The organism is Streptomyces varsoviensis (assembly GCF_000718635.1).
Lineage (GTDB): Bacteria > Actinomycetota > Actinomycetes > Streptomycetales > Streptomycetaceae > Streptomyces > Streptomyces varsoviensis.
This window is the reverse complement of the sequence record NZ_JOBF01000007.1, coordinates 188,673-213,616: the sequence shown is the minus strand read 5'-3', so window position 1 is coordinate 213,616 and position 24,944 is coordinate 188,673. Positions and strand designations below refer to the sequence as shown.

Sequence of the window (24,944 nt, the reverse complement as noted above, 5' to 3'; positions counted from 1 at the left end):
ACCCGCCGTACCGGGCACCCCACAATGGGTGCCGGAACCCAGGCCGTCACCGCTGCGCGTAGAGCCGCACCCCCAGGAGGTCACCGGCCATGAACGAGCCGATCCGCCGACCCGACGCGACCGCCCCCGCCGCCCCGCACCCCCGCGCCGTGGTCCTCGGCACCGGCCTCGCCGGGCTGCTGACCGCCGCCGTCCTCGCCGAACACGGCGCGTCCACCACCCTCGTGGACCGCGACCGCCTGCCCCGGACGCCCGCCGCCCGCAAGGGACTTCCGCAGGCCCGCCACGCCCACCTGCTGTGGTCGGGCGGCGCCCGCGTCATCGAATCCCTGCTGCCCGGTACCACCGACCGGTGGCTCGCCGCCGGCGCCCGCCGCATCCCCCTGCCGACCGGCCTCGTCGCCCTCACAGCGAAAGGCTGGCTGCCCCGCTGGCCCGAGATGCAGTACCTGGTGGCCTGCACCCGCGACCTGCTGGACTGGGGCGTACGGGAACAGGTGCTCGCCCACCCGCGCGTGACCCTCCGCGACGGCGCCGACGTGCTCGGACTCGACGGCGACGCACGGCGCGTCACCGGCGTCCGGCTCCGCGACCCGGCCGCCGCCGACGGCGCGGCCCACCTCCCCGCCGACCTCGTCGTCGACGCCACCGGGCGCGGCTCCCACGCGCCCCGCTGGCTCGCCGAACTCGGCCTGCCCGCCGTCCGGGAGGAACGCGTCGACTCCGGACTCGCCTACTCCACCCGGATCTTCCGGGCCCCGCCGGGCGCCGAGAACTTCCCCGTCGTCAGCGTGCAGCCCAGGGCCGGGCTGGACCGCCCCGCCCAGGGGGCGACGCTCGTCCCCATCGAGGACGGGCGCTGGCTGATCACCGCCTCCGGCACGCGCGGCGGCGAACCGCCCGCGGACGCCGACGGGTTCGAGGAATTCTGCCGACGCCTCGACCACCCCGTCCTCGCCGACCTCATCGCCCAAGTCGAGCCGGTCACCGACGTGTTCGTCTCGCACAGCACCGTCAACCGGCGCCGCCGCTTCGAGCGGCTGCCGCTGTGGCCCGCCGGATTCGTCGCCGCCGGCGACTCCCTGGCCACCTTCAACCCCGTGTACGGCCAGGGCATGTCGGTCGCCGCCCTCGGCGCCGAGGCGCTCCGCGCGGAACTGCGGCGCGGCGGCCTCGGCGAACCCGGCCTCGCCCGGCGGGCGCAGCGCGCCCTGGCCCGTACCGCCGACAACGCGTGGGACCTGGCCACCGGGCAGGACATCCGCTACCCCGGCGCGATCGGCGACCAGCCGCCGGTCGCCGCCCGGCTGCTGCGCGGCTACTTCGACCGCCTGACCCTGGCCGCCACCGGCCGCCCCGCCGTGGCCCGCGCCATGATCGACGTCATGACCCTCTCCGCCCCCCTCGACGCCCTCCTGCGCCCCGCCGTGGCCCTCGCCGTCCTCCGCGGCCCGGCCACCGCCCCCCTCCCGGGCCCACCCTTCACAGCAGCGGAACGCGACCTGTGCCGCGCCCCGCGCTGACGCCGCCGCGGGCTGGAGCCCGCGCGAGTCTCCGGTCCTCCGCTGACGGCCCGTGAGCCGTCAGCGGACGGTTACGGGACACCGCGATACGGCGGCCGACGACGCGTCACGCGCGGCATCATCGCGTGACTCAACGTGCCGTTCCGGCAGCCCTGCTGACGACCCGTCCGGTAATCGGCGCATCACCGGTCATGGCTGACGTCCCGCCAGGGCAGCCGGCCGGGAATGAGCGCGCCCGCCGAACCGATGGGTTCGGCGGGCGGCGGGAGAAGCCGGGCCGACGGGACCGGCCGACGCGGCCGGTCAAGGCGACGCGGCCGGTCAAGCGGTGCGGCCCGGTCAAGGCGGCGCGGACGGCGCGGCCGGAGTGGTGAGGGCGGCCGCCCGCCCCCCTCGTCACCGGCGCGTCAGACGTCCGCCGACGTGTCGATGATCTGGCGGATCGCGGCGCCGCTCGCCAGGTCCTCCATCGCCGTGTTGAGGCCGCTCAGCGGCACGGTACCGGTGTGCATCTGGTCCACCGGCATCTGGCCGGCGCGCCAGAGGCCGAGGTAGCGGGGGATGTCGCGGCGCGGCACGGCGTCGCCCATGTACGAGCCGATGAGGGACTTGCCCTCGCCGGCGAAGGCCAGCGCGGGGACTTCGAGCGTACGGCCCGGTGCGGGCAGGCCCACCGAGACGACGGTGCCGCCACGGGCCACCGACTGGAGGCAGCCCGCCATCACCTGCGGGCTGCCGACGGCCTCGACGGCGAACTCGGCGCCGCCGCCCGTGACGTCGGCGACGGCCGACGCGTCCTCGGGGGCGAACACATGGCTCGCGCCGAGCCGCAGCGCCAGCTCCCGCTTGGCGGGGGAGGGATCGACGGCGACGATGGGCCAGGCGCCGGCGGCGCGGGCGCCGAGCACGGCGGAGAGGCCGACGCCGCCGAGGCCGTGCACGGCCACCGACTGGCCGGGCCGCACCCCGGCGGTGTTGATGACGGCGCCCGCCCCGGTCAGCACGGCGCAGCCGAACATGGACGCCACGGAGAACGGCACGTCCTGGGGGATCTTGACCACGGACTCCTGGGCGACGACCGCGTAGCGGGCGAACGCCGACACCCCGAGCTGATGGTGGATCAGCTCACCGCCGGAGCCGCGCAGCAGGGAGGGGCCGTGCAGCAGCCCGCCCGAACCATTGGCCTCCGCCGCCGCGGCGCACAGCGCCGGGCGCCCCTCGCCGCACCGCGCGCACCGCCCGCAGCTCGGCACGAAGACCAGCGCCACATGGTCGCCCGCCTCGACATCACGCACCCCGGACCCGGTCTCCTCGACCACCCCGACCGCCTCGTGCCCCAGCACCATCGGCAGCGGCCGCACCCGGTCGCCGTTGACGACCGACAGGTCGGAGTGGCACAGGCTCGCCGCGGCGATCCGCACCCGCACCTCGCCCTCGCGGGGGTCCCCCAGCTCGACCTCCTCGATCTCCACCGGCCGGGAGGCCCCGTACGGCCGCTCGGTGGACGTGGCCCGCAGTACCGCCGCCGGCATCCTCATACGGCGGCCTCCCCGCGCGGCGTGACCTGCACGACCTCGCGGTGCTCCAGCAGCGGCACCACCTTGCCGAGGACGATGGCCTGGAAATGCTCGCTGGCGCAGTGCGCGGTGAAGTCCGCCTCGGCCTCGTACTCCTCGTAGAGCACGATCGTACGGTCGTCCGCCGTGCCCTGGTGGACGCGGTAGCCGCGGCACCCCCTCTCGCCCAGCGAGGCCCGCGCCATCTCGGCGAGATGGGCGAGCACCTCGTCCTGCGCGCCGGGCGCGGTGCGGTAGCGGGCGATGACGACATGACTCACGGTGTTCTTCTCCTGACGAGGGGGGCGGCGTGCGCCGGGACCGGCGGGAGCTGGTCCCGGCGCAGTTGCCACAGGCGGGGGTCGGAGGTGGCCACGGCGCTGGCGCCCAGCGCGATGGCCACGGCCGCGTCCTGGGCGGTCTCGATGAACCCGGCGGCGACGAACGGCGTCATCGCCGTCTGGGACTCCTGGCTCATGTGCGCGACGATCGGCGCCGGCATCAGCTCGACGAGATCCGGTACGCCGCGGGCCACCGCGTCCAGGCTCCGGCGCAGATTCGAACGGTCGGTGACGAAGACCTTCTGCATGGTGAGGAGCCCGAGCGGGCGGCCCTTCTCGACCAGCGAGAGCCGGGTGGAGACCATCCCGCTCGCGCCCATGTGCTTGAGGAACTCCAGCGCGCCCCGGTCCTGCGCGAGGCCCGGACTGCTGTCGACGTTGACGAAGACGGTCTTGCCGGACTTGCGCAGGGCCGGAACGATCTGCGGCAGTTGCCCCACCGACATCGAGGCGAGAATGCACACCGATGCCGGCGCCTCGGCGAACCGCCGCAGCAACTGCGGCCCCACGACCGACGCGATGACCGGCACCTCGGCGAGGGCCGCCGAGAGCCGGGGGTCGAGCACGGCCTGGGGCCGGTGGCTGGGGTTCATGACCTACCTGGTTGCGGGGGAGGGGAGCTTCAGCTCAGCGGAGCGGTGCCGAAGCCGCTGGGAAGTCCCAGCTTGCCAGGGTTGAGGATGCCCTTCGGGTCGAGGGCCTCCTTCACGGCGACGAAGGTCGCGAAGCCCGCCCCCAGTGCGTCCTGGAGATAGGGACCGCGCAGCAGCCCGCAGCCGTGGTGGTGGCTGAGCGCCGCGCCGTGCCGGATGAGGACGGCGTTGGCCGCGTCCCACACCGCGCGGTACCACTGGCGGCGCTCGGCGCGCTCCACGTCGCCGCGCAGCGAGAAGTAGACGCAGGCACCGTCGGTGTAGGCGTGCGACTGGTGGGCGGAGGCCGCCAGGGTGCCCGGCACGGACTGGATGGCCGCCACCACCTCGTCGTAGATCACCGGGAGGTCGGCCCAGGACGCGGCCATCTCCAGGGTGTCGGCGACGAAGCCGGGGCCCGGCGTGAAGCCGTCCGAGGACTTGCCGGTCAGCATCCGGTCGTGCAGCCAGCGCTCGAAGACCTTCTCGCTGTCCAGCTCCGGCCCGTACTCGGCGCAGACCTCCTCGCACACCTTCAGCGTGGCGTCGACCAGCGTCGGGTCGCCCTCGTCCGCGATGAGCAGCAGATTGGTCTCGGGGTGGTCGAAGTGGACGCCGCTCTCCAGCTTGTCGTAGAGGCGCAGCGCCGCGGGGGTCGCGCCGCGCTGGAGGACGCGGCGGCAGGCCTCCAGGCCCTGGGCGAACGTCTCGAAGCCGAAGGCGAGGGCCTTGGCGTAGTCCGGCAGGGGGTGCACCCGCAGCCGTACGGCCGTGATGACGCCGAGCGTGCCCTCCGAGCCGACGAAGAGCTGGCGCAGGTCGGGGCCGGTCGCGGCGCGCGAGTAGTCGCCGTACGTGGCCTTGGTGCCGTCGGCGTGCACGACGTCGACGCCGACGACCATGTCCTCGATCTTGCCGTAGCGCGTCGAGAGCTGGCCGGCGCCGCGGCAGGCGACCCAGCCGCCGACCGTGGAGAGCGCGAACGCGGACGGCCAGTGGCCGGTGGTGACGTGGTGGCGCTCCTGGAGCTCCTTCTCGAAGAGGTCGCCGAACATGCCGGCCTCGACGTTCACGACGTTGGATTCGGCGTCGAAGGACAGGATCTTGTCGAGCCCGCACAGGTCCAGGACCACGCCGCCGAAGACCGGCAGCGCCGCGCCCGTGACGTTGGAGCGGCCGGCGGACGCGGTGACCGGTATGCCGGCCTCGTGGCAGATCCGCAGGACGGCCGCGACCTGGTCGGCGTCGGCGGCCTCGACGATGACGGCGTCCGGCGTGGCGGGGTTGCCGTCGGTCTCGCCGATCATGGAACCGGCCCACCAGTCGCGGGTCCGCGCCACGACCTCGTCGCGCTCGACGTGCACCGCCTTCGCGGCGGCGCGCAGCTCCTCGACGACCGGCCCGGGCACCTCGACGGCGGCCGGCTGGAGCGACGCGGCGCCCTCGCCGGGCGGCGTGGTCCGCGCCCAGCGGGGCGGGGTCGGCGCGCCCACGGTGTAGTCACCGCGGTTGAAGGGGTGGGTGATGGTCTGACGGCTGATCATGCTGCTGCTCCTTCGGGGCCCTCGAAGAGGACGGCCTTCTCGTGTGCGACGGATGCCAAGTAGTCGGTGACCTGCTGGTCGACCTGTTCCGGGGAGAGCCCGAGCTCCTGCCCGAGCAGCCGCCCGACCTCGGGGGCGGCGGCCGTGGACGCGTCCCGCGCGAACAGCCGGGACCGGGTGCGGCGGGAGAGCACGTCGTCCACCGAGCGGGCCATCTCGGACCGCGCCGCGTAGACGACCTCCGCCTTGGTGTACGGCAGCCCGGCGACGACCGGCTCCGCCAGTTCCTGGTCCTCGGCTATCAGGTCGTGGACGAACCGGGCCTCCGTGCCGTACCGCTCGCCGAAGTGCGCGGCGAGCCCGCCGGACGCGGCCACGGCCTCGGCGTCGTACCCCGCCCCGCCGATCAGCGGCAGGTGGGTGGTGCGGCTGGGTGCCTTGCGGCCGAGGACCGTCATCACCTTGTCGATGACCAGCTCGCCCATGTGCCGGCTGGTGGTGAGCTTGCCGCCGGTGACGGTGACCATGCCGGTCGCGCCGAGCGTGATGTGGTGGTCGCGGCGCATGTCCAGCGTCGCGCCCTCCTTGCCGCCGACGAGCGGGCGCAGCCCGCCGATGGAGCCCACCACGTCGTCCGGGGTCAGCTTCGTGGCGAAGGCGGTGTTCGCGCCCTCCAGCAGGAAGTCCATCTCCTCGCGGGTGCAGTGCACGTCGTCGGAGGAGCCCTGGAAGTCGGTGTCCGTGGTGCCGAGCACCACCGTGTTGCCCCAGCGGGTGCAGGTGGCGCGGCGCGCGCGACCCGGGATGGGCACGGTCACCGTGCAGTCGTTGCGGATCTTCTCCCACGGCACCACGATGTGCACGCCCTTGGCCGGCCGCACCTGCGGGCGGTGCCCCTCCTCGGCCATCGTGTCGACGGAGTCGGTCCACACGCCGGTCGCGTTCACCACGGCCCGCGCCCGTACGTCGATCACCTCGCCGTCCGCGCTCACCTTCGCGCCGCCGACCCGGCCGCGCTCGGTGATCAGGCCCTCGACCTTGGCGCCGTTGAGCACCGTCGCGCCGAGCGCCGCGGCCGTACGGATGATCGTCAGGGTCAGCCGCGCGTCGTCCGTGCGGCTGTCGAAGTACATCAGCCCGCCCTTGAGGTTCTCGGCGCGCAGCGTCGGCGCGTGCGCCAGGACCTCCTCGACCGTCAGCCGCTGGTGGAGCTTGCCGATCCGCCAGCCGCCGATCAGGTCGTACGTCCACAGCAGCCCCTCGAACCCCTTCGCGAGCCGGGGGTCGAAGATGCCCTCCTTCTCCAGGATCGGGAAGAGGAACGGCAGCCGGTGCACCAGGTGCGGGGCGTTGCGGCGGAAGCGGTGGCGCTCCAGCAGGGAGTGGCGGACGAGGCCCACATTGCCCTGTTCGATGTAGCGCAGACCGCCGTGCACCATCTTCGAGGACTTCGACGAGGTGCCGGAGGCGAAGTCGTCCTTCTCCACCAGCGCGGCGCTCAGGCCCCGGGAGACGGCGTCGAGCAGGGCGTACGCGCCGGTCACGCCGCCGCCGATGACCAGCACGTCGTACACGTCCTGGCCGAGCCGCCGGCGGGAGGCGGCCCGGTCGAGCAGCAGCGGCTTGGCCCGGGCCGCTCCGGCCGAGGCGCGCCGCGGTTTGCGGGCGGGCAAGGTGATCACAATCAACTCCTGGTGTTTCGGGTGGACGGGTGTCAGTCGTCCGCAGGTTTCTCGGGGGCGGGCTCGCGCAGATGCGGTGCGAGGACCGCCTGCCAGCCCGCCCGGTGCTCGGTCCGCTGGGCCGCGGAGATCATGGGCTCGAAGATCCGGCCGCGCGGCTGCGCCTCGACGACCTCGTCGAGGCCGGACCACAGGCCCTGCCGGACCCCGGCCAGATAGGCGCTGCCGCGCAGGCTGGCGGTGGCCGAGTCGGCGACCCGCTCCAGCGGCAGCCCCACGAGGTCGGCCTGGATCTGCATCAGGGCGTCGCTGCCGGACACGCCGCCGCCCACCCTGAGCTGCCCGAACGGCGCCCGCATCGTGTCGCGGACCCCGTCGATCAGATCGCAGACGGAGTGCGCGATGCCCTCCATCACCGCGCGGGCGATGTCCGCGCGGGTGGTGGCGAGGGAGAGCCCGGTCAGGGCGGCCGTGGCGTTCGGCCGCCAGGACGGCGTACGGATGCCGGCCAGCGCCGGCACGAACCACGCCGAGCCGTTGGCGGGGGCCTTCAGGGCCAGTTCGCCGATCTCCGCGGGGGAGGCGAAGAAGCCGAGGTCGTCGCAGAGCCAGCGGAGCGCCGAGCCGGTGGTCGAGCAGTACGCCTCCAGGCTGAACTGCGTCACACCCCCTTGCCGCCAGCCGGGCTGGGCGAGCACCCCGGAGATGCCCGGCCGGGGCAGCGCCGGGTGCTCCCCGGTCGCGACGTCCACGAACGCCCCGGTCCCGTACACGCACATGCCGCGCCCCGCGGCGAGGCCGCCCAGCGCGATCAGCGCCGCGTGCTGGTCGCCCATGGTGGCGGCCACCGGAACGGAGATCCCGAGCAGCGCCTCGTCCGTGCGGCCGTCGATCTCGTCGTCGCCGAGCAGGTCGGGCAGCAGCTCCAGCGGGAAGCCCTGGTGGGCGATCCACTCCTCGTCCCACGCGTGCCGCTCCAGCAGATAGCCGCCGGTGGAACAGGCGTTGGTCGCGGAGGTCGCGTGCACGGCGCCGCCGGTGAGCTGCCAGATCAGCCAGGTGTCGACGGTCCCGAAGACCAGCCGGCCCTCGCGCGCCGCCGCGGCGACCTCCGGGTGCTCGGCGATCTGCCGGGCCGCCCAGTAGAACGGCGCGCGGCTGCCGACCGGCCGCCCGGTGCGCGCGGTCAGCACCTCGTCCCACTCACGCTCGTACGCGAGCAGCTCCCGCGCGTACCGCCGGTCCTGCCAGACGACGGCGGGCGCCAGCGGCCGGCCGGTGCGCCGGTCCCACAGCATGGCGGTGGCCCGCTGGGTGGACAGTGCCACGGCCGTCACCTCGACGTGCGCGTCGCGGGCGGAGGCCAGGGCCTGCCGGCAGACGTCCAGGGTGGCCGTCCAGATCTCCCACGGGTCCTGCTCGACCGACGCGACGTCGGGGTGGCTGACCTCGATGGGCCGGTAGCGGACGTGGTCGACCGCGCCGGAGTCCAGGACCACGCCGGCCCGTGTGCCCGTGGTGCCCTCGTCGACGGCGAGCACGCCCAGCCGCCGCGCCGAGCCGTGGTGTGTCTGCGTCATCGCAGCCCTTTCAGTTCGTGCCGGCCGCTGCCGCGGCCGCTGTCGTACGCCCGGAGCCGTTCGGCGTGCCGGTGCCGGTGCCGGTGCCGGCGCCCTCGTCCTCCTCCTCGTCGTCGGGGGAGACCGTGGCCCGAGTCGGGTCCCACTTGATGACCAGGCACGTGATCAGGCCGGCGAGCGGGACGACGGCGATCACCAGGAAGGTGTCGGCCAGTCCGAGGGCGTCCTTGATCTGCGGGAAGAGGTAGAGGCCCACGACGCTGCCGAAGCTGCCGACCATGCCGGTCACGCCGGTGCCCAGGGTGCGCACCTCGCTGCGGTAGGAGAGCGCGGCGATCGACTTGCCGTTGGCGCCCGGCCCGGCGGCGTGGCAGAGGATGAACAGCACCGGCAGGATGAACGCGACCGCGGTCGGCACCTTGCCGAAGGTCAGCCCCATCGCCACCAGCGCCACCAGCACCCCGGCGAAACCGGCGGCCGAGCTGACGCGCAGCCCGAGCCGGCGGGCGAAGAACGCGGAGGCGATGCCCGCGACGATGCCGAAGGCGTTGAAGACCATCGAGCCGACCGTGGCCTTCTCGAAGCTCTCGCCGAAGATGGTGAGGCTGATCAGCGGGAGGTACCAGCCCACCGCGAAGTACTGCATGGCCTGGGCCAGCGAGATCACCGAGGAGAGCACGGTGCGGCCCAGATACCGGCCGCGGAAGAGGATGCCGATCTGCCGCATCCCGATGGCCGGGGCGGCGGGCGCCGCCTCGCCGCCGTCGGCGGCCGGGGTGCCCGCGACCGCGTCGATCCCGAAGATCTTGTGGAGGCTGCGGACCGCGTCCTCCAGCCGCCCCTTCGTCGCGAGCCAGGACGGGCTCTCCGACAGGAAGAGGAACTGGAGGAGCAGCAGCAGCGCGGCCACGACGCCCGCGGACCCCACCGACCAGCGCCAGATGTCCGCGCCGACGTCGAAGTTGTAGAAGACCAGGGCCAGCGCGAGGTTGCTGGTGGTGGCGATGTACCAGACCGCCTGCCAGAGGTTGAGCCGGCCGCGGATCTTGGCGGGGGTGTACTCGGCCAGCAGCGCCATGGCGACGGCGAAGTCGATGCCGTACGCCACGCCGACCAGCACCCGGCCGATCCAGACCATGGTGAAGTCGCCCGCGAACCCCGCGAGCAGCGCGCCGAGGAGCGCGAACACCTTGGCCATCAGCAGCGGGGGCACCCGGCCGATGCGGGTGGCGAGCCAGCCGCCGACCGGGTTGAAGATGATGGCCAGGGCGGGGGCCGTGGCGGTGAGCACCGACACCTGTGTGCTGCTCAGCGACATCTGCTCGGTCATCGGGGCGAGACCGGCGCTGAGCGCGGCGTTGGAGTAGGCGTCGAGGAAGAGTCCCCCGAACACGAGGAACCAGATGAATTGCGCCCGGCCGGTGAGTTTTCCGAGGCCGTCGATCAGCGCTACGACGTCAGCGACGCCATTGACGCTCTGCCGTTGTGCCATGTGCCCGTCCTTCGAAGGACCGGTCGATGGCAGAACAGTGAGCATAGGCACGGCGAAGCCACCGACAGGTGGTCTGCGTCTGTGCCCTGCCTAAAGAAGTACGGCCGACATTAAGAACGTTGTCTCGGCCGCGTCAAGAGTTTCCGGAGAAAACACCTGGGCGCAACAGTCGTGTGCTGGTGGGGAGGGTGTGGCGGGAGGGGCGTCGCCGGGCTGGTCGTGCGGGGCCCGACCGGGCCGGTCGCGAGGGGCCTCGCCGGGTTGGGGGAACGGGCGCTCCGTGACCTATGCTTCACCACTTGCGCAATCTTTGAAATCTAGCTACGGCGCACTGGGAGGCATTTCGTGGGAGTCACTCTGTCCAAGGGCGGCAACGTCTCGCTCAGCAAGGAGGCGCCCGGCCTGACCGCGGTCATCGTCGGCCTCGGCTGGGACGTCCGCACCACGACCGGCGCCGACTACGACCTCGACGCCTCGGCGCTGCTGTGCGGCGCGGGCGGCAAGGTCCTCAGCGACCAGCACTTCGTGTTCTTCAACAACCTCGCCAGCCCCGACGGTTCGGTGCAGCACAGCGGGGACAACCTCACCGGCGGCGGCGACGGGGACGACGAGCAGATCAAGATCGACCTCGCCGCCGTCCCCGCCGACGTCGAGAAGGTCGTCTTCCCGGTGTCGATCTACGAGGCGGACAAGCGCAACCAGAGCTTCGGTCAGGTGCGCAACGCCTTCATGCGCGTGGTCAACCAGGCCGACGGCAAGGAGATCGCCCGCTACGACCTCACCGAGGACGCCTCCACCGAGACCGCCATGGTCTTCGGCGAGGTCTACCGGCACGGCGGCGAGTGGAAGTTCCGCGCCATCGGCCAGGGGTACGCCTCCGGACTCGCCGGCATCGCCTCCGACTTCGGCGTCAACGTCTGACCCTCGCACCGGCGGCCCCGGACGGTTGCGCGACGCCGTACGTGCATCGCGCAACCATCGGGCTCCGGCAGCGCGTCCTCCCCAGTGCCCCGCGGCACGGAACGCGCCGCGGGGCCCGTACTACGCGAAAGGCAGGGCCCACGTGGGCATCATCGGCTGGATCGTTCTGGGGCTCCTCGCGGGAGCCATCGCCAAGTTCCTCCTCCCGGGACGCGACCCGGGCGGTCTCTTCGGCACCACCGTGATCGGGGTGGCCGGGGCCTTCGTCGGTGGCTGGCTGTCCGCGAAGTTCCTCGACAAGCCGATCTCGAACCAGTTCTTCGACGCCGCCACCTGGGGCGCCGCGATCGGCGGCTCGCTCGTGCTGCTCATCGTCTACCGCATCCTGTTCGGCAACTCCCGCCGCTGACGATCGCCTGCGGCGGCCGCTCCACCCCCTGACGCCGGCTCCTCGCCGGCCTCCCGCCGGCCGCCGCCCGTCACCCGATCGGCGCACTCCGGGCGGTGGCGGGCGGCGGGCGCCTGAACACTGGGGGCATCGCCCGCCCCCGGGAAGGACTCGCCATGCCGCTGTCGTACCGCAAGGACCTCGGACTCCTCGCCCTGCGCGCGGGCGCGGGCGGCGTCCTCTTCGCCCACGGCGCGCAGAAGCTCTTCGGCTGGTTCGGCGGCCCCGGCCTGGAGGCCACCGGCGGGGCCATGGAGCAGATGGGCTTCACGCCCGGCAAGCAGAGCGCGCTGGCCGCCGGGGCCGGCGAGGCCGGCGGCGGCGCCCTCCTCGCCCTGGGCCTGGCCACCCCCGCGGCCGGCGCGGCCGCCGCCGGCGCGATGGCGGGCGCCGTGTCCGTCCACGCCCCCGCCGGCTTCTTCGCCACCTCCGGCGGCTTCGAGTACCCCGCCTTCCTCGGCTTCGTCGCCATGGGCCTCGGCCTCGCCGGCCCCGGCCGCTACTCCCTCGACCACGCCACCGGCCACTGCCTCGACCGCCCCTGGGTCGTCGCCACCGGCTTCACCGCCAGCGCCCTCGCCGCCGCCTGCGTCCTGCGCCGCCGCGCCCGGACCGTACGAGCCGCCACGGACGACCTCGAATCCTTCGACGCCCCGGACGAGGACGGGGACGGGCCCGCCGCTTAGTGACGCCCGGCCGGCCGGCGCGGCCCCGGGCCCGTCGGCCCTGTCGGCCCTGCCGGCCCTGTCGGCTCGTCGAGCGGCGGCAGGACGGTGTAGAGCGGTCTCCACCCATAGATCCACCCGCCGGCCCAGGCGCGTACGGGCCCCTGCCAGCAGTCTTGAGGCATGACAACGACTGACTGGATCACCGATATCGCCCTCCTCCTCGTCGTCTTCCGACAGTTGCGGGAGGGCCGCCTCGACGCGAAAACGTACGTGATCCCCCTGGCGATCGTGGCCTTCGTCGCGCACAGCTACCTGAACTCCGTGCCCACGGCCGGCAACGACCTGGTGCTGATCGGCGCGCTCGTCACCGTCGGCGCCGCCCTCGGCGTGGCGGGCGGCATCTACACCCGGATACGCAAGGTCGGCGGGCATCTCTTCATCAAGGCGGGCGCGGTCTCCGCGACCCTGTGGGTGCTGGGCATGGGAGCGCGGCTCGGCTTTCAACTGTGGGTCGACCACGGCGGCGCCGACGACGTGGCCCGCTTCAGCATGGCCCACCAGATCACCACGGGGGACGCGTGGGTGGCCGCGTTCGTGCTGATGGCACTCACCGAGGTGGTCACCCGGCTGGGCACCATATTCCTCCGCGGCCGCATGGCCGCCCGGGAGCAGCGGCGGCCGTCCGCTACGACCGCCGGACGGCGCGCGGCGGTCGCCGCGGACCGGACGGCCTGAGCACGGGCCATCGTCGCGCCGTGCCCGTGCCCGTGCCCGTGCCCGTGTCCGCTTCCGGCAGAGGCCCGCGCCGGGGCCGGGGCCGGGATCAGCGGCCGGGGCGCGTGTGAGGCTCCTGCGGGGTGGCGAGGCGGACCGGAGGGGTCAGGTCTCGTACGTGCTCCCGGTGCCAGCAGGCCCCGGTCTCCCGCAGCTCCCGCCATGTCGTGAACCGGTACTGGAACAGGCGGGCCCGGACGTGGGCCGGGCGGCCGTCCGGGAACGGGTTGTGGCGGAGCAGACGGAGCGTGTCGCGGTCGTTGAGCAGCAGCCGCTCGATGAAGCCGTCGAACCACGAGCGGCCGTACGCCGGGGAGAGGGGCACGAACCAGAGCATCCAGTCGAGCCGCCAGTGGAAGGGCGCCCACTGCCGGGGCCAGCGCCCCGGCTCGCCGGGCTTGCCGTAGAAGCCGTACTCGTGCCACACCGTCCCCTCCGTGAGCTCCGCATCCCGCGTGCCCTCGATGACCACCTCGCGGCGGGTGCGGTTGACGCTGCCGAAGGCGCCGTAGGAGTTCACCAGGTGCAGGGGGTCGAAGGAGGTGTTCATGCGCTGACGGCGGGTGAGGAGGTTGCGGACGGGACGGTAACTGAGCGCCAGGACCAGGGCGGTGACGGTCAGTACGGTCACCTCGAACCACAGCGGGGAAGCGGCGAATCGCGGGGCGGCGGGGGTGGGGAAGGGGAGGCGGGCGGCGTCCACGGCGCCGGCGGCCAGGAGGATCGTGATCCAGTTCAGCCAGGCGAAGTTGCCGGACGCGACCAGCCACAGTTGGGTGACGATGACCACGACCCCCGCCCACGTGGCGACCGGCTGCGGGGCGAACAGGCCGAACGGCACGACGAGTTGGGCGATGTGGTTGGCGGCGACCTCCACCCGGTGCGCGGGCCGGGGCAGGTGGTGGAAGAACCAGCTCAGCGGGCCCGGCATCGGCTGCGTCTCGTGGTGGTAGTCCAGGCAGGTCAGCTTCCGCCAGCAGCGGTCGCCGCGCAGTTTGATCAGGCCCGCGCCGAACTCGACGCGGAACAGCAGCCAGCGCAGCAGCCAGAGCACGAGCACGGGCGGCCCGGTGCGCGCGTTGCCGAGGAAGACGGCCAGGAACCCCGCCTCCAGCAGCAGGGTCTCCCAGCCGAAGCCGTACCAGATCTGCCCGACGTTGACGATGGACAGATACAGCGCCCACAGGACCGCCCACATCGCCATCGACGCGCCCAGCGGCACCGCGTCGGCCGCCCCCGCGAGGACGGCCGCCGCCAGCAGCGCCCCGGCCCAGGCCCACGCGGCGAAGAACCGGTCCGAGTAGTGCGCGTGGAAGGCGCTGGGGGATTTGCGGAACGGCACCCGGGCCACGTACCGCGGCACCGGCAGCATCCCCCGCTCGCCGATCAGCGCGCGGAACTGAAGGGCCGCCGCCAGGAAGCCGAGCAGGTAGACGGCGGCCAGCCCGCGCTGGAAGACCAGCCGGGCGAGCCAGTAGTCGGACGAGGCGAACCACTCCATGGCCTCATCCGTACCACTCGCCGGGGGCCGCGCCGAGCGGGCTCAGGCCGTCCGGCGCGTCGGCGTGTCGAAGGCGGCCCCGACCGTCAGCAGATGCGAGGCGTCCGAGCCCGCCGGGAGCTCGCGCGGCTCCGCGCCGCGCGTGAACAGCCGGGCCGGCCGCTCGCCGCCGAGGGTCGCCCGCTCGCCCGAGACCCGCAGCCACGAGCCCTCGCGCAGCCCCAGCACCGGTACGTCGTTCTCCTCCAGGAACTCCGTCAGCCGCTCCTCGCGGGTCTCGCCCTTGTGCGTGCTGAGCGGGTCCGGGTCCAGGTAGTGCGGGTTGATCTGGAACGGGACGAGGCCGAGCGTCTCGAAGGACGGCGGCTGCACGATGGGCATGTCGTTGGTGGTGCGGAGGGTGGGCGCCGCCATGTTCGTGCCGGCGCTCGCCCCCATGTACGGCAGTCCGGCCCGTACGGCCGTGCGCAGCGCGTCCCGCAGTCCCGTCCGGTACAGCGCGCTCAGCAGCCGGAAGGAGTTGCCGCCGCCCACGAACACCGCGTCGGCGTCCGCGAGCGCGACGAGCGGGTCGCCGCTCTCGTGCACGCCGCGCACCGTGATGCCGGACCCCTCCAGCGCGCCGCGCACCCGCTCGGTGTACGCGTCGTGGTGCGCCAACGCGTAGGGCAGGAAGGCGAGTCGGGCCCCGGAGGGCAGGAACTCGGTGACGGTGTCCAGCGCGTGCGCCAGATAACCCTGGCCGTGCTGGGTGGAGTTGGACAGCAGCAGGAGGTCCATCGGTGGTGCCTTTCTTCGGATTCGCTTGCGAGGAGGGTCAGTTCTGGGTGCGGCGCGCCGAGCGCTGCGGGGGAGTGGTGAGCCGCTTCTCCAGCGCGTGCGCTGCCCGGCGCAGCGCGTCGAGGCGGTCCTCGGGGCCTTCGGGGAACCGCTCCTCGGCGCCGCCGAGGCTGAGGCTGCCGTACGGTTCCCGGCCCAGGAACAGGGGGACGGCGAGGGTGGCCACGCCCGCGTCGTACTCGCCGACCGTCCAGGCGTACCCCCGCGCCCGTACCTGCCGGAACTCCTCCTCCAGCCGGTCCGGGTCGGTCTGCGTACGCTCGGTGAACCGCGCCATCGGGCGGCCCCGGAACAGCCGGTGGCGCTGGTCGTCGGGGAGATAGGCGTAGAAGGACTTGCTGGTGGCCCCGGCGTGCGCCGGGTACAGCTCGCCGACCAGCGGGTAGTAGCGCAGCGGCCCGGACTCGCCCTCGACGGCCGCGACGCAGCGCATGTGGAAGCTGTCCGGCACACACAGCAGCACCGTGTCGCCGGTCTCGCGGCGCAGCTCCTCCAGCACCGGCCGGGACAGCAGCTCCAGCGTCCCCGACCGCTCCCACAGCCGCCCGAGGCGCAGCACGGCCGGGCCGATCCGGTACCGCCGGGTGGCGGGGTCGGAGACCAGGAAGCCGCGCCCGGCCAGCGTCGCCAGCAGCCGCTGGGCTACGGAGGTGTCCCAGCCGAACTCCTCGGCGACCTCGGTCACGCCCCAGTCCGGGCGGGTCCGCTCGAACGCGAGGAGGACGAGCAGCGCCCGGTCGACGGTTTGGAGCAGGCCGGGCGGGGTGCGGCGGACTGTGCGGTGGTCGGCGGGTTGGTTGCCGTGGGGGTCGGGGTGGCCGGGGTGGTCCGTGTGGTGGTCGGTCATCGCCGGGCCGCTCCCCTTGGGTATCTCACCATGCAGACCTCGATTGCAGATAACGGGAAACTCTTGCGTTCAACGCTATCCCACCTCAATCTGCTGGGAACACCCCCGCCCGGAACAGTGAAAGAAGCGGCTGATGTTGAAGTATGTGCTGGATGTCGTGGACCTCCTGGATGATCCCTCGGCCTCCGGCAAGAGCGTGGTGGACTACCTCGACAGCGCCGCCGGCCCCGAGGGCTCGGGCGCGCGGGTCACCACCGTCCAGGGCGAGCGGGGCTCCACCGACTTCGTGCTCGTCCGCATCCCCGGCAGCGCCGGCCGCAGCGGCGGCGGCAGCGCCCGTACGCTCGGCGTCGTCGGCCGGCTCGGCGGCGTCGGCGCCCGCCCGGAGGTCACCGGCATGGTCTCCGACGCGGACGGCGCCGCCTCGGCCATCGCCGCCGCCGCCAAACTCCTCGACATGCGGCGGCGCGGCGACACCCTGCCCGGCGATGTGATCGTGGCCACGCACATCTGCCCCAGCGCGCCCACCGAGCCGCACGACCCGGTGCCCTTCATGGGCTCGCCCGTCGACATCGCGACCATGAACCGGCACGAGGTCACGGACGAGATGGAGGCGGTCCTCTCCATCGACACCACCAAGGGCAACCGCATCATCAACCACCGGGGCCTGGCGCTGTCGCCCACCGTCAAGGAGGGCTGGGTGCTGCGCGTCGCCGACCAACTCGGCGAGCTGCTGGCCGTCGTCTCCGGTGAGCCCTTGGTCACCTACCCCGTGACCACGCAGGACATCACGCCGTACGGTAACGGTGTACATCACATCAATTCGATTCTGCAGCCCGCCACGGCCACCGCCGCCCCCGTCGTGGGGCTCGCGATCACCTCGGCCGCCGCGGTCCCGGGCTGCGCCACCGGCGCCAGCCACGAGAGCGACATCGCCACCGCCGCCCGGTACGCCATCGAGGTCGCCAAGGCGTACGGCGAGGACCGGCTGGACTTCCACGACGAGGTGGAGTTCGACAACCTCGTGGGCCGCTACGGGTCCCTCGCACACCTCCAGACCCTCGGCAGAGCACAGGAGTCCTGATGGCAGCTACTGACACGAAGGCGGTGGGCAGCGACGACTACGCGCTGTCCCGCGTCCCGCGCACCGAACGATTCGGCTTCTGGACCATGCTGCTCCAGTGGCTGGGCCAGTCCGGCTCGCTCTCCCAGTTCACCCTGGGCGCCACCATCGGCGTCGGCATGACCTTCGGCAAGGCGTTCCTCGCCTTCACGCTGGGCGCGGTCATCCTCGAAATCGTGATCTTCGCCATCGGCCTGGCCGGCATGCGCGAGGGCCTGGCCACCCCGCTGCTCACCCGCTGGATCGGCTTCGGCCGCAACGGCTCCGCACTGGTCAGCCTGGTCATCGCGGTCAGCCTGGTGGGCTGGTTCGGCGTCCAGAACACGATCTTCGGCAACAGCGTCGCCGCCCTCGTCGGCGGCCCGTCCGCGCTGTGGTGCGCCGTCGCCGGCATCGCCATCACCGCCCTGGTGATCTTCGGCTTCAAGTACATGGCGCTGCTCGCGAAGATCGCCACTCCGCTCTTCTTCGCCCTGATCGCCTGGTCCGTCACCACCACGCTCATGGACCACTCGGTCTCCGAGCTGATCAGCGCCCCGCCGCCGGGCGAGCACCTGCCGCTCGCGGTCGCCGCCACCGCCATCGCCGGCGGCTATATGACCGGCGCGATCGTCGCCCCCGAGATGACGCGCTACAACAAGAAGGGCTCGCACGTCTTTGTGCAGAGCGCCTCCTCCATGATCCTCTCCGAGTACATCGTCGGCATGATCGGCGTGCTCCTCGGCCACCTGGTCAAGAGCAGCGACGTCACCCACATCGTGCTCTCCACCTCGGGCGCGGTCGGCGCGATCGTGGTCATCCTGTCCACCGCGAAGATCAACGACTGGAACCTGTACGGCTCCTCGCTCGGCATCGTCAACTTCTTCCAGGTCGTCTTCGGCAAGCGGCTGCACCGCGGCGTCGTCACCGTCGGCCTCGGCATCGTCGGCACCCTGCTCTCCGCCGTCGGGGTCATGGAGCACTTCACCGAGTTCCTCTCCACCCTCGGCGTCGCGATCCCGCCCATCGGCGGCATCATCGTGGCCGAGTACTGGGTGGTGCGCCGGCTGCGCAAGCCGCTGGACGCCACCCGCGCGGCCGAGACGCTGCCCGCGTCCGCGCCCACCTGGGTGCCGATGTCCCTGGTGATCTGGGCCGCCGCGTTCTGCGTCGGCAAGTTCGTCACCGCGGGCATCCCCGCGCTGAACTCCCTGCTCACCGCCTTCGTCCTGTACTGCGTGCTCGGCGGCCTCGGCTGGATCAGGAGCTACGGCACCTCCACCCTGGACGACGGGGACACCAGCCTTCCCGACGCCCGCGAAGCAACCCCCATGGGAGCGGCATGAACACCACCGACACCCAGCACACCTTCGCCGAGGAGGAGGTCGTCGGCCTCTGCCAGGAGCTGATCCGGTTCGACACCTCCAACCCCACCAGCGACGAGCGCGCCTGCGCCGACTGGGTCCGCGCCAAGCTCGCCGAGGCCGGCATCGACTCCGAGCTGATCGAGAGCGCCCCCGGCCGGGCCAACGTCATCGCCCGCATCGCCGGCGGCGACCCCACGCGCGGCGCCCTCCTCGTCCACGGCCACCTCGACGTCGTACCGGCCGACGCCGCCGAATGGCAGGTACCGCCGTTCTCCGGCGAGATCCGCGACGGCTATCTGTGGGGCCGCGGCGCGATCGACATGAAGGACACCGTCGCGGTGATGCTCGCCACCGCCCGGCACTTCGCCCGTACGGGCACCGTCCCCTCCCGCGACCTGGTGCTGGCCTTCCTCGCGGACGAGGAGGCGGGCGGCAAGTTCGGCGGCCACTGGCTGGTCGAGCACCGGCCCGAGCTGTTCGAGGGCGTCACCGAGGCGATCGGCGAGGGCGGCGGCTTCTCCTTCGCCCTCGACGACGACCGCCGCCTCTACCCGATCGAGAACGCCCAGCGCGGCATGGCCTGGATGGAGCTCACCGCGAGCGGCCGGGCCGGGCACGGCTCCTCGCCCAACGACGAGAACGCCGTCACCGACCTCGCCGAATCCCTCACCCGCATCGGCCGCCACACCTTCCCCATCCGGCTGATCGAGCCCGTCCGCGAACTGCTCGCCGAGGCCGCCCGCCTCTACGGCGTCGACTTCGACGAGAACGACATCGAGGGCAGCCTGGCCAAGCTCGGCCCGGTCGCCGACTTCATGCAGGTCGTGCTCCGCAACTCGGCCAACCCGACCATGTTCCAGGCCGGCTACCAGACCAACGTGATCCCCGGCAAGGCCACCGCGCGCGTCGACGGCCGCTTCCTGCCCGGCCACGAACAGGAGCTCATCGACACCATCGACGGGCTCCTGCTGCCCTCGGTCCGCCGCGAGTGGGTCAACCACGACATCGGCATGGAGACCCCCTTCGAGGGCCCCCTGGTCGACGCCATGTGCGCGGCCGTACGCGCCGAGGACCCCGACGGCCACCCCGTCCCGTACTGCAACCCCGGCGGTACGGACGCCAAGGCGTTCAGCAAGCTGGGCATCCGCTGCTTCGGCTTCAAGGGCCTCAAGCTCCCGCACGACCTGGACTACGGGCGCCTCTTCCACGGCGTGGACGAGCGCGTCCCGCTGGACGGGCTGCGCTTCGGAGTCCGCGTCATGACCCGGCTGTGGCAGACCTGCTGACGGCGCGGCACGTTTTGTAGCACCTCAACACCCCAAGACCGCGACGCCCCCGCGCCTACTCCTCCGCGGGGGCGTCGCGCATCCCCGGGCCCGTGGCCGTAACGCCCTCGTCGCGCGCGCCCGGGCCCGCCGGCGCGCCGCGCCCGTAACGCTCAGGCCGTGGAGTCCAGTTGGCCGCGCAGCCACTCCTCCACCTCGCCGACGTGCGCCGCCGCGGCCACCCGGGCCGCCTCCGGGTCGCGGTCCACCAGCGCCCGGTGGATACGGGCGTGCTCCTTGCGCGTACGGTCGTACGCCCCCTCCTGCTGGTAGCCGCGCCACACACGGGCCCGGAAGGTGCGGGAGGACAGGCCCTCCACGATGGCGGCCAGCGAGTCATTGCCCGCCGCGAGGCAGATCGCCCGGTGAAAGGCGAGGTCGGCGGCGAGGATCTCCTCCGGGTCCTCCGTCGCGTTCATCGCCTGGAGATGCTGTGCCACGACGGCGAGCTGTTCGTCGGTGATGCGGGCCGCGGCCAGCGCGGTCGCCGTGGACTCCAGGATGCGCCGCACCTCCATCAGCTCCACCAGCCGCGGGCCCCGCGAGATCTGCGCGACCACCCCGAACGTCTCCAGCAGATCGCCGGTCTCCAGCTTGGTGACGTAGATCCCCGAGCCGTGCCGGGCCTCCAGCACGCCGAGGACGGTCAGCGCGCGGATCGCCTCCCGCATCGAGGACCGGGAGATGCCGAGCTGGGCCGCGAACTCGCGCTCGGTGGGCAGCCGCTGGCCGGCCTCCAGCAGGCCCCCCGCGATCATCGCCTTGATCTGCTCGATCGCGCGCTGCGTCACTGTCCCCTTGGGGGGCGTGATGTCCTCCATGGTTCCCCTCCCGGCGTCCGTGTCGCGGCAGTCTATCCACGCAAGTGATCCGACCAATACTCCTTCAAGTCGAGGAAATCGCGGTACGAGGGGTGTTGTGCTCGCCAAGAGGTCTGATAAATATTCGGCGCGGCCGGTGCCGGCAACCGGGCCGTACCCCCCAGCGCTTTCCTTGGTGAGGAGCCGTCAGATGAGCGGTAGGCAGGCGAGGTTGAGCACGCGGGCCGTGCGCGCGATGGCTATGGCGGCCTGCGCCGCACTGGCGCTCACGGCGTGCGGCAGCACGAAGGACACCGCGTCCGGCGGGGGCGGCGGCAAGGGCGGCGGCGGAAAGGTCGGAGTGATCGTGCCGCTGCTGACCTCGCCGTTCTGGCAGTCCTACAACGACTACGTGCCCAAGATGGCCAAGGCCGAGAGCGTCGACGCCCTCAAGACCGTCAACTCCAACAGCGACTCGGCCCAGCAGATCACCGACATCAACAACCAGCTCAACCAGGGCGTACACGGCCTCGTCGTCGCCCCCCTCGACAGCGCCGCCATCGCCGCCGGCCTCGACCAGGCCGAGCGCAAGGGCGTCCCCGTCGTCGCCGTCGATGTCGCCCCCGAGAAGGGCAAGGTCGCCATGGTCGTACGCGCCGACAACGTCGCCTACGGGACGCGGGCCTGCGAATACCTCGGCAAGCAGCAGCCCTCCGGCAAGGTCGTGCAGATCATGGGCGACCTCGCCTCGGTCAACGGTCGCGAGCGCTCCGAGGCGTTCCGCACCTGCATGAAACAGAGGTTCCCCAAGGCCAAGGTGGTGGAGATCCCCGCCAAATGGGAGTCCGACACCGCGGCCGCCAAGCTCGACACCGTGCTCAACGCCAACCCCGACATCAAGGGCATCTACCTCCAGGCGGGCGGCGTGTACCTCGCCCCCACCCTCCAGACCCTCAAGAGCAAGGGCATGCTCAAGAAGGCCGGCACCAGCGGCCACATCACGATCGTCTCCAACGACGGCATACCGCAGGAGTTCGACGCGATCCGCAAGGGCGAGATCGACGCCACCCTCTCCCAGCCCGCCGACGCCTACGCCAAGTACGGCATGTACTACATCAAGGCCGCCATGGCCGGGAAGGCCTTCCAGCCCGGCCCCACCGACCACGACTCCACGATCGTCAAGCTGCCCAGCGGCATCCTGGAGGACCAGCTCCCCACCCCACTGGTCACCAAGGAGAACGTGGACGACAAGAAGCTGTGGGGCAACACCGTCAACACGGCCGGATGAGCGCCGCCCCGGCCGCGCGCCCCCTGGTCGAGGCCGCCGGCATCACCAAGCGCTACGGGCCGACCGTCGCCCTGCGCGACGGACGGCTGACCGTACTGCCCGGCGAATCACACGCCCTGGTCGGCCGCAACGGCGCCGGCAAGTCCACCCTCGTCTCCCTCCTCACCGGCCTCCAGCCGCCCGACGCGGGCACCATCGCCTTCGACGGCGAGAGCGCGCCACCCCTCTCCGACCGCGACGCCTGGCGCGCCAAGGTCGCCTGCGTCTACCAGAAGCCCACCGTCGTACCCGAACTCACCGTCGCCGAGAACCTCTTCATCAACCGTCAGCCGACCCGGCGCGGCGTCATCGACTGGCGGCGGCTGCGCACCGAGGCCGCCGCGCTGCTCGACGCCTGGGACGTGCGCGTCGACCCCGGCGCCCGCACCGCCGACCTCAAGGTCGAGGACCGGCAGATGGTCGAGATCGCCCGCGCCCTGTCCTTCGGCGCCCGCTTCATCGTCCTCGACGAACCCACCGCCCAGCTCGACAACCGCGAGATAGAACGGCTCTTCACCCGGATGCGCGCCCTCCAGGCGTCCGGCGTCACCTTCCTGTTCATCTCGCACCACCTCCAAGAGGTCTACGAGGTCTGCCAGACCGTCACCGTGCTCCGCGACGCCCGCTGGATCACCACCGCCCCCGTCGCCGACCTCCCGCGCGCCGCCCTCGTCGAGGCCATGGCGGGCGAGTCCGCCCCCGCCGCCCGTACCGCGGCCACCCGCACCCTCGCCGGCACCGCCGCCGAGGACGCGCCCGTACGCCTGGCGGTACGTCAACTCACCAGCCAGGCGTACGAATCCGTGGATCTCACCATCCGTCAGGGCGAGGTCGTCGGGCTCGCCGGCAGCAGTGCGAGCGGCAAGGTGCAACTCGCCGAATCCCTCGCCGGGCTCCACACCCCGACCTCCGGAACCGCCGAACTCGACGGCGAGCCCCTGCCCTTCGGCGACGTCCCCGCCGCCCTCGCGGCCGGCGTCGGCTGCGTACCGCGCGACCGCCACGAACAGGGCCTCGTCGCCACCATGACCATCGGCGACAACGCCACCATGAGCGTCCCCGGCCGCCTCGGCCGGTACGGCTTCGTCTCCACCGCCCGCAGGCGGACCCTGGCCAGATCCCTCATCCGCCGCCTCGACATCCACGCCGAAGGACCCGACCAGCCGGTCTCCGACCTCTCCGGCGGCAACGCCCAGAAAGTCGTGATGGCCCGCGCCCTGGCCGGCGACCCGCGGCTGCTCATCCTCATCAACCCGACCGCGGGCGTGGACGTCAAGTCCAAGGAATCGCTGCTCGCCCGCGCGGACGGCGCCAGCGAGGACGGCACCGCCGTGCTCGTCGTCTCCGACGAGATCGACGACCTGCGCCGCTGCGACCGCGTCCTGGTGCTCTTCCACGGCCGCGTCGTCGCCGACCTCGCGGCGGGCTGGCACGAGCACGAACTGATCGCCTCGATCGAGGGAGTCGACGGGATGGACGGGGGCGTCGGGATGGAGGGGAGCGATGGGATGGACGGGGGCGACGGGATGGACGGGAGCGAAGACGGCTCCGGGGTCGACAGGGACGCGGGGGCCGGCGGAACCATCGACGGAAGTGAAGGAGTGGACCGTGGCTGACACCAAGGCCCCGTCGGCCTCGGACGCGCTCGGCGACCGCGCCGCCGCCGACCGCGGCCGGACCGGCGGCAGGTCCGTACTGCTGCGCAGAGCACGCGAGTTGGCGCTCGTACCCGCCCTCATCCTGATGCTCGTACTCGGCGCGCTGCTCAACGACTCGTTCCTCACCGAGCGGAACATCATCTCCATCCTCGGCGCGTCCGCGGCCCTCGCCATGGTGGTGCTCGCCGAGTCCCTGGTGCTGATCACCGGCAAGTTCGACCTGTCCCTGGAGTCCGTCGTCGGCATCGCCCCCGCCCTCGGCGCGCTGCTCGTCCTGCCCGCCGCCCAGGCCGGTTTCGGCACCCGGTGGCCGGCCGGCGCGGCCCTGCTCGCCATCGTCGTCGTCGGCGCGGCCATCGGCGCGTTCAACGGCGTCCTCGTCGTCAAGCTGCGGCTCAACGCCTTCATCGTCACCCTGGCCATGCTGATCGTGCTGCGCGGCCTGCTCGTCGGCGCGACCAAGGGCAAGACCCTCTTCGGCATGCCGGACGCCTTCTACACCCTGGCCACCAGCACGTTCCTCACCATCCCGCTCTCGGTCTGGCTGGCCGCGGGCTGCTTCGGCGCGGCGGGCTTCATGCTCAAGTACCACCGCTGGGGGCGTGCCCTGTACGCCATAGGGGGCAACCCGGACGCCGCGGCCGCCGCCGGCATCCGCGTGCAGCGAATCATGCTCGGCGTCTACATCGTCGCCGGAATCCTGGCCTCCGTGGGCGGGCTGATCCAGACGGGCTACGTCGGCGCGATCAACGCCAACCAGGGCCAGAACATGATCTTCACGGTCTTCGCCGCCGCGGTCATCGGCGGCATCAGCCTCGACGGCGGCAAAGGCACCATGTTCGGCGCCCTCACCGGCGTGCTGCTGCTCGGCGTCGTACAGAACCTGCTGACCCTCGCCCAGGTACCGTCCTTCTGGATCCAGGCCATCTATGGCGGCATCATCCTCATCGCCCTCATGATCGCCCGAGTGACCACCGGCCGAGCCCAGGACTGAGCGCCCGTGCCCCGCCCAGGCG

The 24,944-nt window shown here is 72.5% G+C and carries 22 protein-coding genes; 11 read left to right on the top strand and 11 right to left on the bottom strand.

Going from position 1 to position 24,944, the window contains the following annotated elements:
• The first annotated feature begins 89 nt into the window (after positions 1-89).
• Complete coding sequence (locus tag IF55_RS39335) at positions 90-1,523, top strand: NAD(P)/FAD-dependent oxidoreductase (protein WP_048831929.1); 1,434 nt, start codon at positions 90-92, stop codon at positions 1,521-1,523.
• A gap of 407 nt (positions 1,524-1,930) precedes the next feature.
• On the opposite strand, the gene IF55_RS13265 is transcribed toward IF55_RS39335, so the two are convergent.
• Genes IF55_RS13265 through IF55_RS13235 form a run of 7 tightly spaced genes read right to left on the bottom strand, consistent with a single transcriptional unit; the run spans position 1,931 to position 10,350 of the window.
• Positions 1,931-3,061 (bottom strand): zinc-binding dehydrogenase, encoded by a 1,131-nt coding sequence (locus IF55_RS13265; protein WP_030880203.1) that lies wholly within the window; start codon positions 3,059-3,061, stop codon positions 1,931-1,933.
• The gene (locus IF55_RS13260) at positions 3,058-3,360 is read right to left on the bottom strand and encodes a putative quinol monooxygenase (RefSeq protein ID WP_030880200.1); all 303 of its coding nucleotides are present in this window, start codon (positions 3,358-3,360) and stop codon (positions 3,058-3,060) included. The genes IF55_RS13265 and IF55_RS13260 overlap by 4 nt, the downstream gene beginning before the upstream one ends.
• A complete protein-coding gene (locus IF55_RS13255) occupies positions 3,357-4,013 on the bottom strand; it encodes a glycerol-3-phosphate responsive antiterminator (protein ID WP_030880197.1) in 657 nt (218 codons plus the stop codon). Before IF55_RS13255 ends, IF55_RS13260 begins: the two co-directional genes overlap by 4 nt.
• A 29-nt stretch (positions 4,014-4,042) precedes the next feature.
• Positions 4,043-5,596 carry an FAD-binding oxidoreductase gene (locus tag IF55_RS13250; protein WP_030880195.1) on the bottom strand — a complete coding sequence of 518 codons (1,554 nt, stop codon included), beginning with the start codon at positions 5,594-5,596 and terminating at the stop codon, positions 4,043-4,045.
• The gene (locus IF55_RS13245; RefSeq protein WP_030880193.1) at positions 5,593-7,278 is read right to left on the bottom strand and encodes a glycerol-3-phosphate dehydrogenase/oxidase; all 1,686 of its coding nucleotides are present in this window, start codon (positions 7,276-7,278) and stop codon (positions 5,593-5,595) included. Before IF55_RS13245 ends, IF55_RS13250 begins: the two co-directional genes overlap by 4 nt.
• A gap of 32 nt (positions 7,279-7,310) precedes the next feature.
• Positions 7,311-8,858: an FGGY family carbohydrate kinase gene (locus tag IF55_RS13240; RefSeq protein WP_030880189.1), complete on the bottom strand. Its 1,548-nt coding sequence runs from the start codon at positions 8,856-8,858 to the stop codon at positions 7,311-7,313.
• 10 nt (positions 8,859-8,868) lie between these two features.
• Positions 8,869-10,350 (bottom strand): MFS transporter, encoded by a 1,482-nt coding sequence (locus IF55_RS13235; RefSeq protein ID WP_048831928.1) that lies wholly within the window; start codon positions 10,348-10,350, stop codon positions 8,869-8,871.
• 345 nt (positions 10,351-10,695) lie between these two features.
• Between IF55_RS13235 and IF55_RS13230 the strand changes: the two genes are divergently transcribed.
• From IF55_RS13230 to IF55_RS13215, 4 genes are all read left to right on the top strand, one after another.
• Complete coding sequence (locus IF55_RS13230) at positions 10,696-11,271, top strand: TerD family protein (protein WP_030880183.1); 576 nt, start codon at positions 10,696-10,698, stop codon at positions 11,269-11,271.
• Between the two features lie 142 nt (positions 11,272-11,413).
• On the top strand, positions 11,414-11,680 hold the full coding sequence (locus IF55_RS13225) for a GlsB/YeaQ/YmgE family stress response membrane protein (protein ID WP_030880181.1): 267 nt from the start codon (positions 11,414-11,416) through the stop codon (positions 11,678-11,680).
• Positions 11,681-11,835: 155 nt separating this feature from the next.
• Positions 11,836-12,405 (top strand): DoxX family protein, encoded by a 570-nt coding sequence (locus IF55_RS13220; protein ID WP_030880177.1) that lies wholly within the window; start codon positions 11,836-11,838, stop codon positions 12,403-12,405.
• A 162-nt stretch (positions 12,406-12,567) separates the two neighbouring features.
• Positions 12,568-13,122, top strand: a complete 555-nt coding sequence (locus IF55_RS13215) for a hypothetical protein (RefSeq protein ID WP_030880174.1) — start codon at positions 12,568-12,570, stop codon at positions 13,120-13,122.
• Positions 13,123-13,210: 88 nt separating this feature from the next.
• On the opposite strand, the gene IF55_RS13210 is transcribed toward IF55_RS13215, so the two are convergent.
• The 3 genes from IF55_RS13210 to IF55_RS13200 are packed head-to-tail and all read right to left on the bottom strand — an operon-like array spanning position 13,211 to position 16,349.
• A complete protein-coding gene (locus IF55_RS13210) occupies positions 13,211-14,662 on the bottom strand; it encodes a lipase maturation factor family protein (protein WP_030880170.1) in 1,452 nt (483 codons plus the stop codon).
• A 42-nt stretch (positions 14,663-14,704) separates the two neighbouring features.
• Positions 14,705-15,442, bottom strand: coding sequence for a dipeptidase PepE (pepE, locus tag IF55_RS13205; RefSeq protein WP_030880168.1), 738 nt, complete (start codon positions 15,440-15,442; stop codon positions 14,705-14,707).
• 37 nt (positions 15,443-15,479) lie between these two features.
• Positions 15,480-16,349: an IclR family transcriptional regulator gene (locus IF55_RS13200; RefSeq protein WP_078644265.1), complete on the bottom strand. Its 870-nt coding sequence runs from the start codon at positions 16,347-16,349 to the stop codon at positions 15,480-15,482.
• A gap of 133 nt (positions 16,350-16,482) precedes the next feature.
• Between IF55_RS13200 and IF55_RS13195 the strand changes: the two genes are divergently transcribed.
• The 3 genes from IF55_RS13195 to IF55_RS13185 are packed head-to-tail and all read left to right on the top strand — an operon-like array spanning position 16,483 to position 20,104.
• The gene (locus IF55_RS13195; protein ID WP_030880161.1) at positions 16,483-17,433 is read left to right on the top strand and encodes a DUF1177 domain-containing protein; all 951 of its coding nucleotides are present in this window, start codon (positions 16,483-16,485) and stop codon (positions 17,431-17,433) included.
• The gene (locus IF55_RS13190; protein WP_030880158.1) at positions 17,433-18,797 is read left to right on the top strand and encodes a cytosine permease; all 1,365 of its coding nucleotides are present in this window, start codon (positions 17,433-17,435) and stop codon (positions 18,795-18,797) included. The genes IF55_RS13195 and IF55_RS13190 overlap by 1 nt, the downstream gene beginning before the upstream one ends.
• Positions 18,707-20,104 carry a M20/M25/M40 family metallo-hydrolase gene (locus IF55_RS13185; protein WP_425428519.1) on the top strand — a complete coding sequence of 466 codons (1,398 nt, stop codon included), beginning with the start codon at positions 18,707-18,709 and terminating at the stop codon, positions 20,102-20,104. Before IF55_RS13190 ends, IF55_RS13185 begins: the two co-directional genes overlap by 91 nt.
• Positions 20,105-20,256: 152 nt before the next feature.
• Here the strand turns inward: IF55_RS13185 and IF55_RS13180 are convergent, their stop codons facing one another.
• Positions 20,257-20,964, bottom strand: coding sequence for a FadR/GntR family transcriptional regulator (locus tag IF55_RS13180; RefSeq protein ID WP_030880154.1), 708 nt, complete (start codon positions 20,962-20,964; stop codon positions 20,257-20,259).
• A gap of 190 nt (positions 20,965-21,154) precedes the next feature.
• Here IF55_RS13180 and IF55_RS13175 point away from each other — a divergent pair, with 190 nt between their 5' ends.
• From IF55_RS13175 to IF55_RS13165, 3 genes are read left to right on the top strand one after another with little or no spacing between them, the layout of a single operon-like run.
• Positions 21,155-22,231, top strand: coding sequence for a sugar ABC transporter substrate-binding protein (locus IF55_RS13175; RefSeq protein ID WP_030880151.1), 1,077 nt, complete (start codon positions 21,155-21,157; stop codon positions 22,229-22,231).
• Complete coding sequence (locus tag IF55_RS13170; protein WP_078644262.1) at positions 22,228-23,886, top strand: sugar ABC transporter ATP-binding protein; 1,659 nt, start codon at positions 22,228-22,230, stop codon at positions 23,884-23,886. The genes IF55_RS13175 and IF55_RS13170 overlap by 4 nt, the downstream gene beginning before the upstream one ends.
• Positions 23,879-24,922: an ABC transporter permease gene (locus tag IF55_RS13165; RefSeq protein ID WP_030880148.1), complete on the top strand. Its 1,044-nt coding sequence runs from the start codon at positions 23,879-23,881 to the stop codon at positions 24,920-24,922. The genes IF55_RS13170 and IF55_RS13165 overlap by 8 nt, the downstream gene beginning before the upstream one ends.
• Positions 24,923-24,944: the final 22 nt, after the last annotated feature.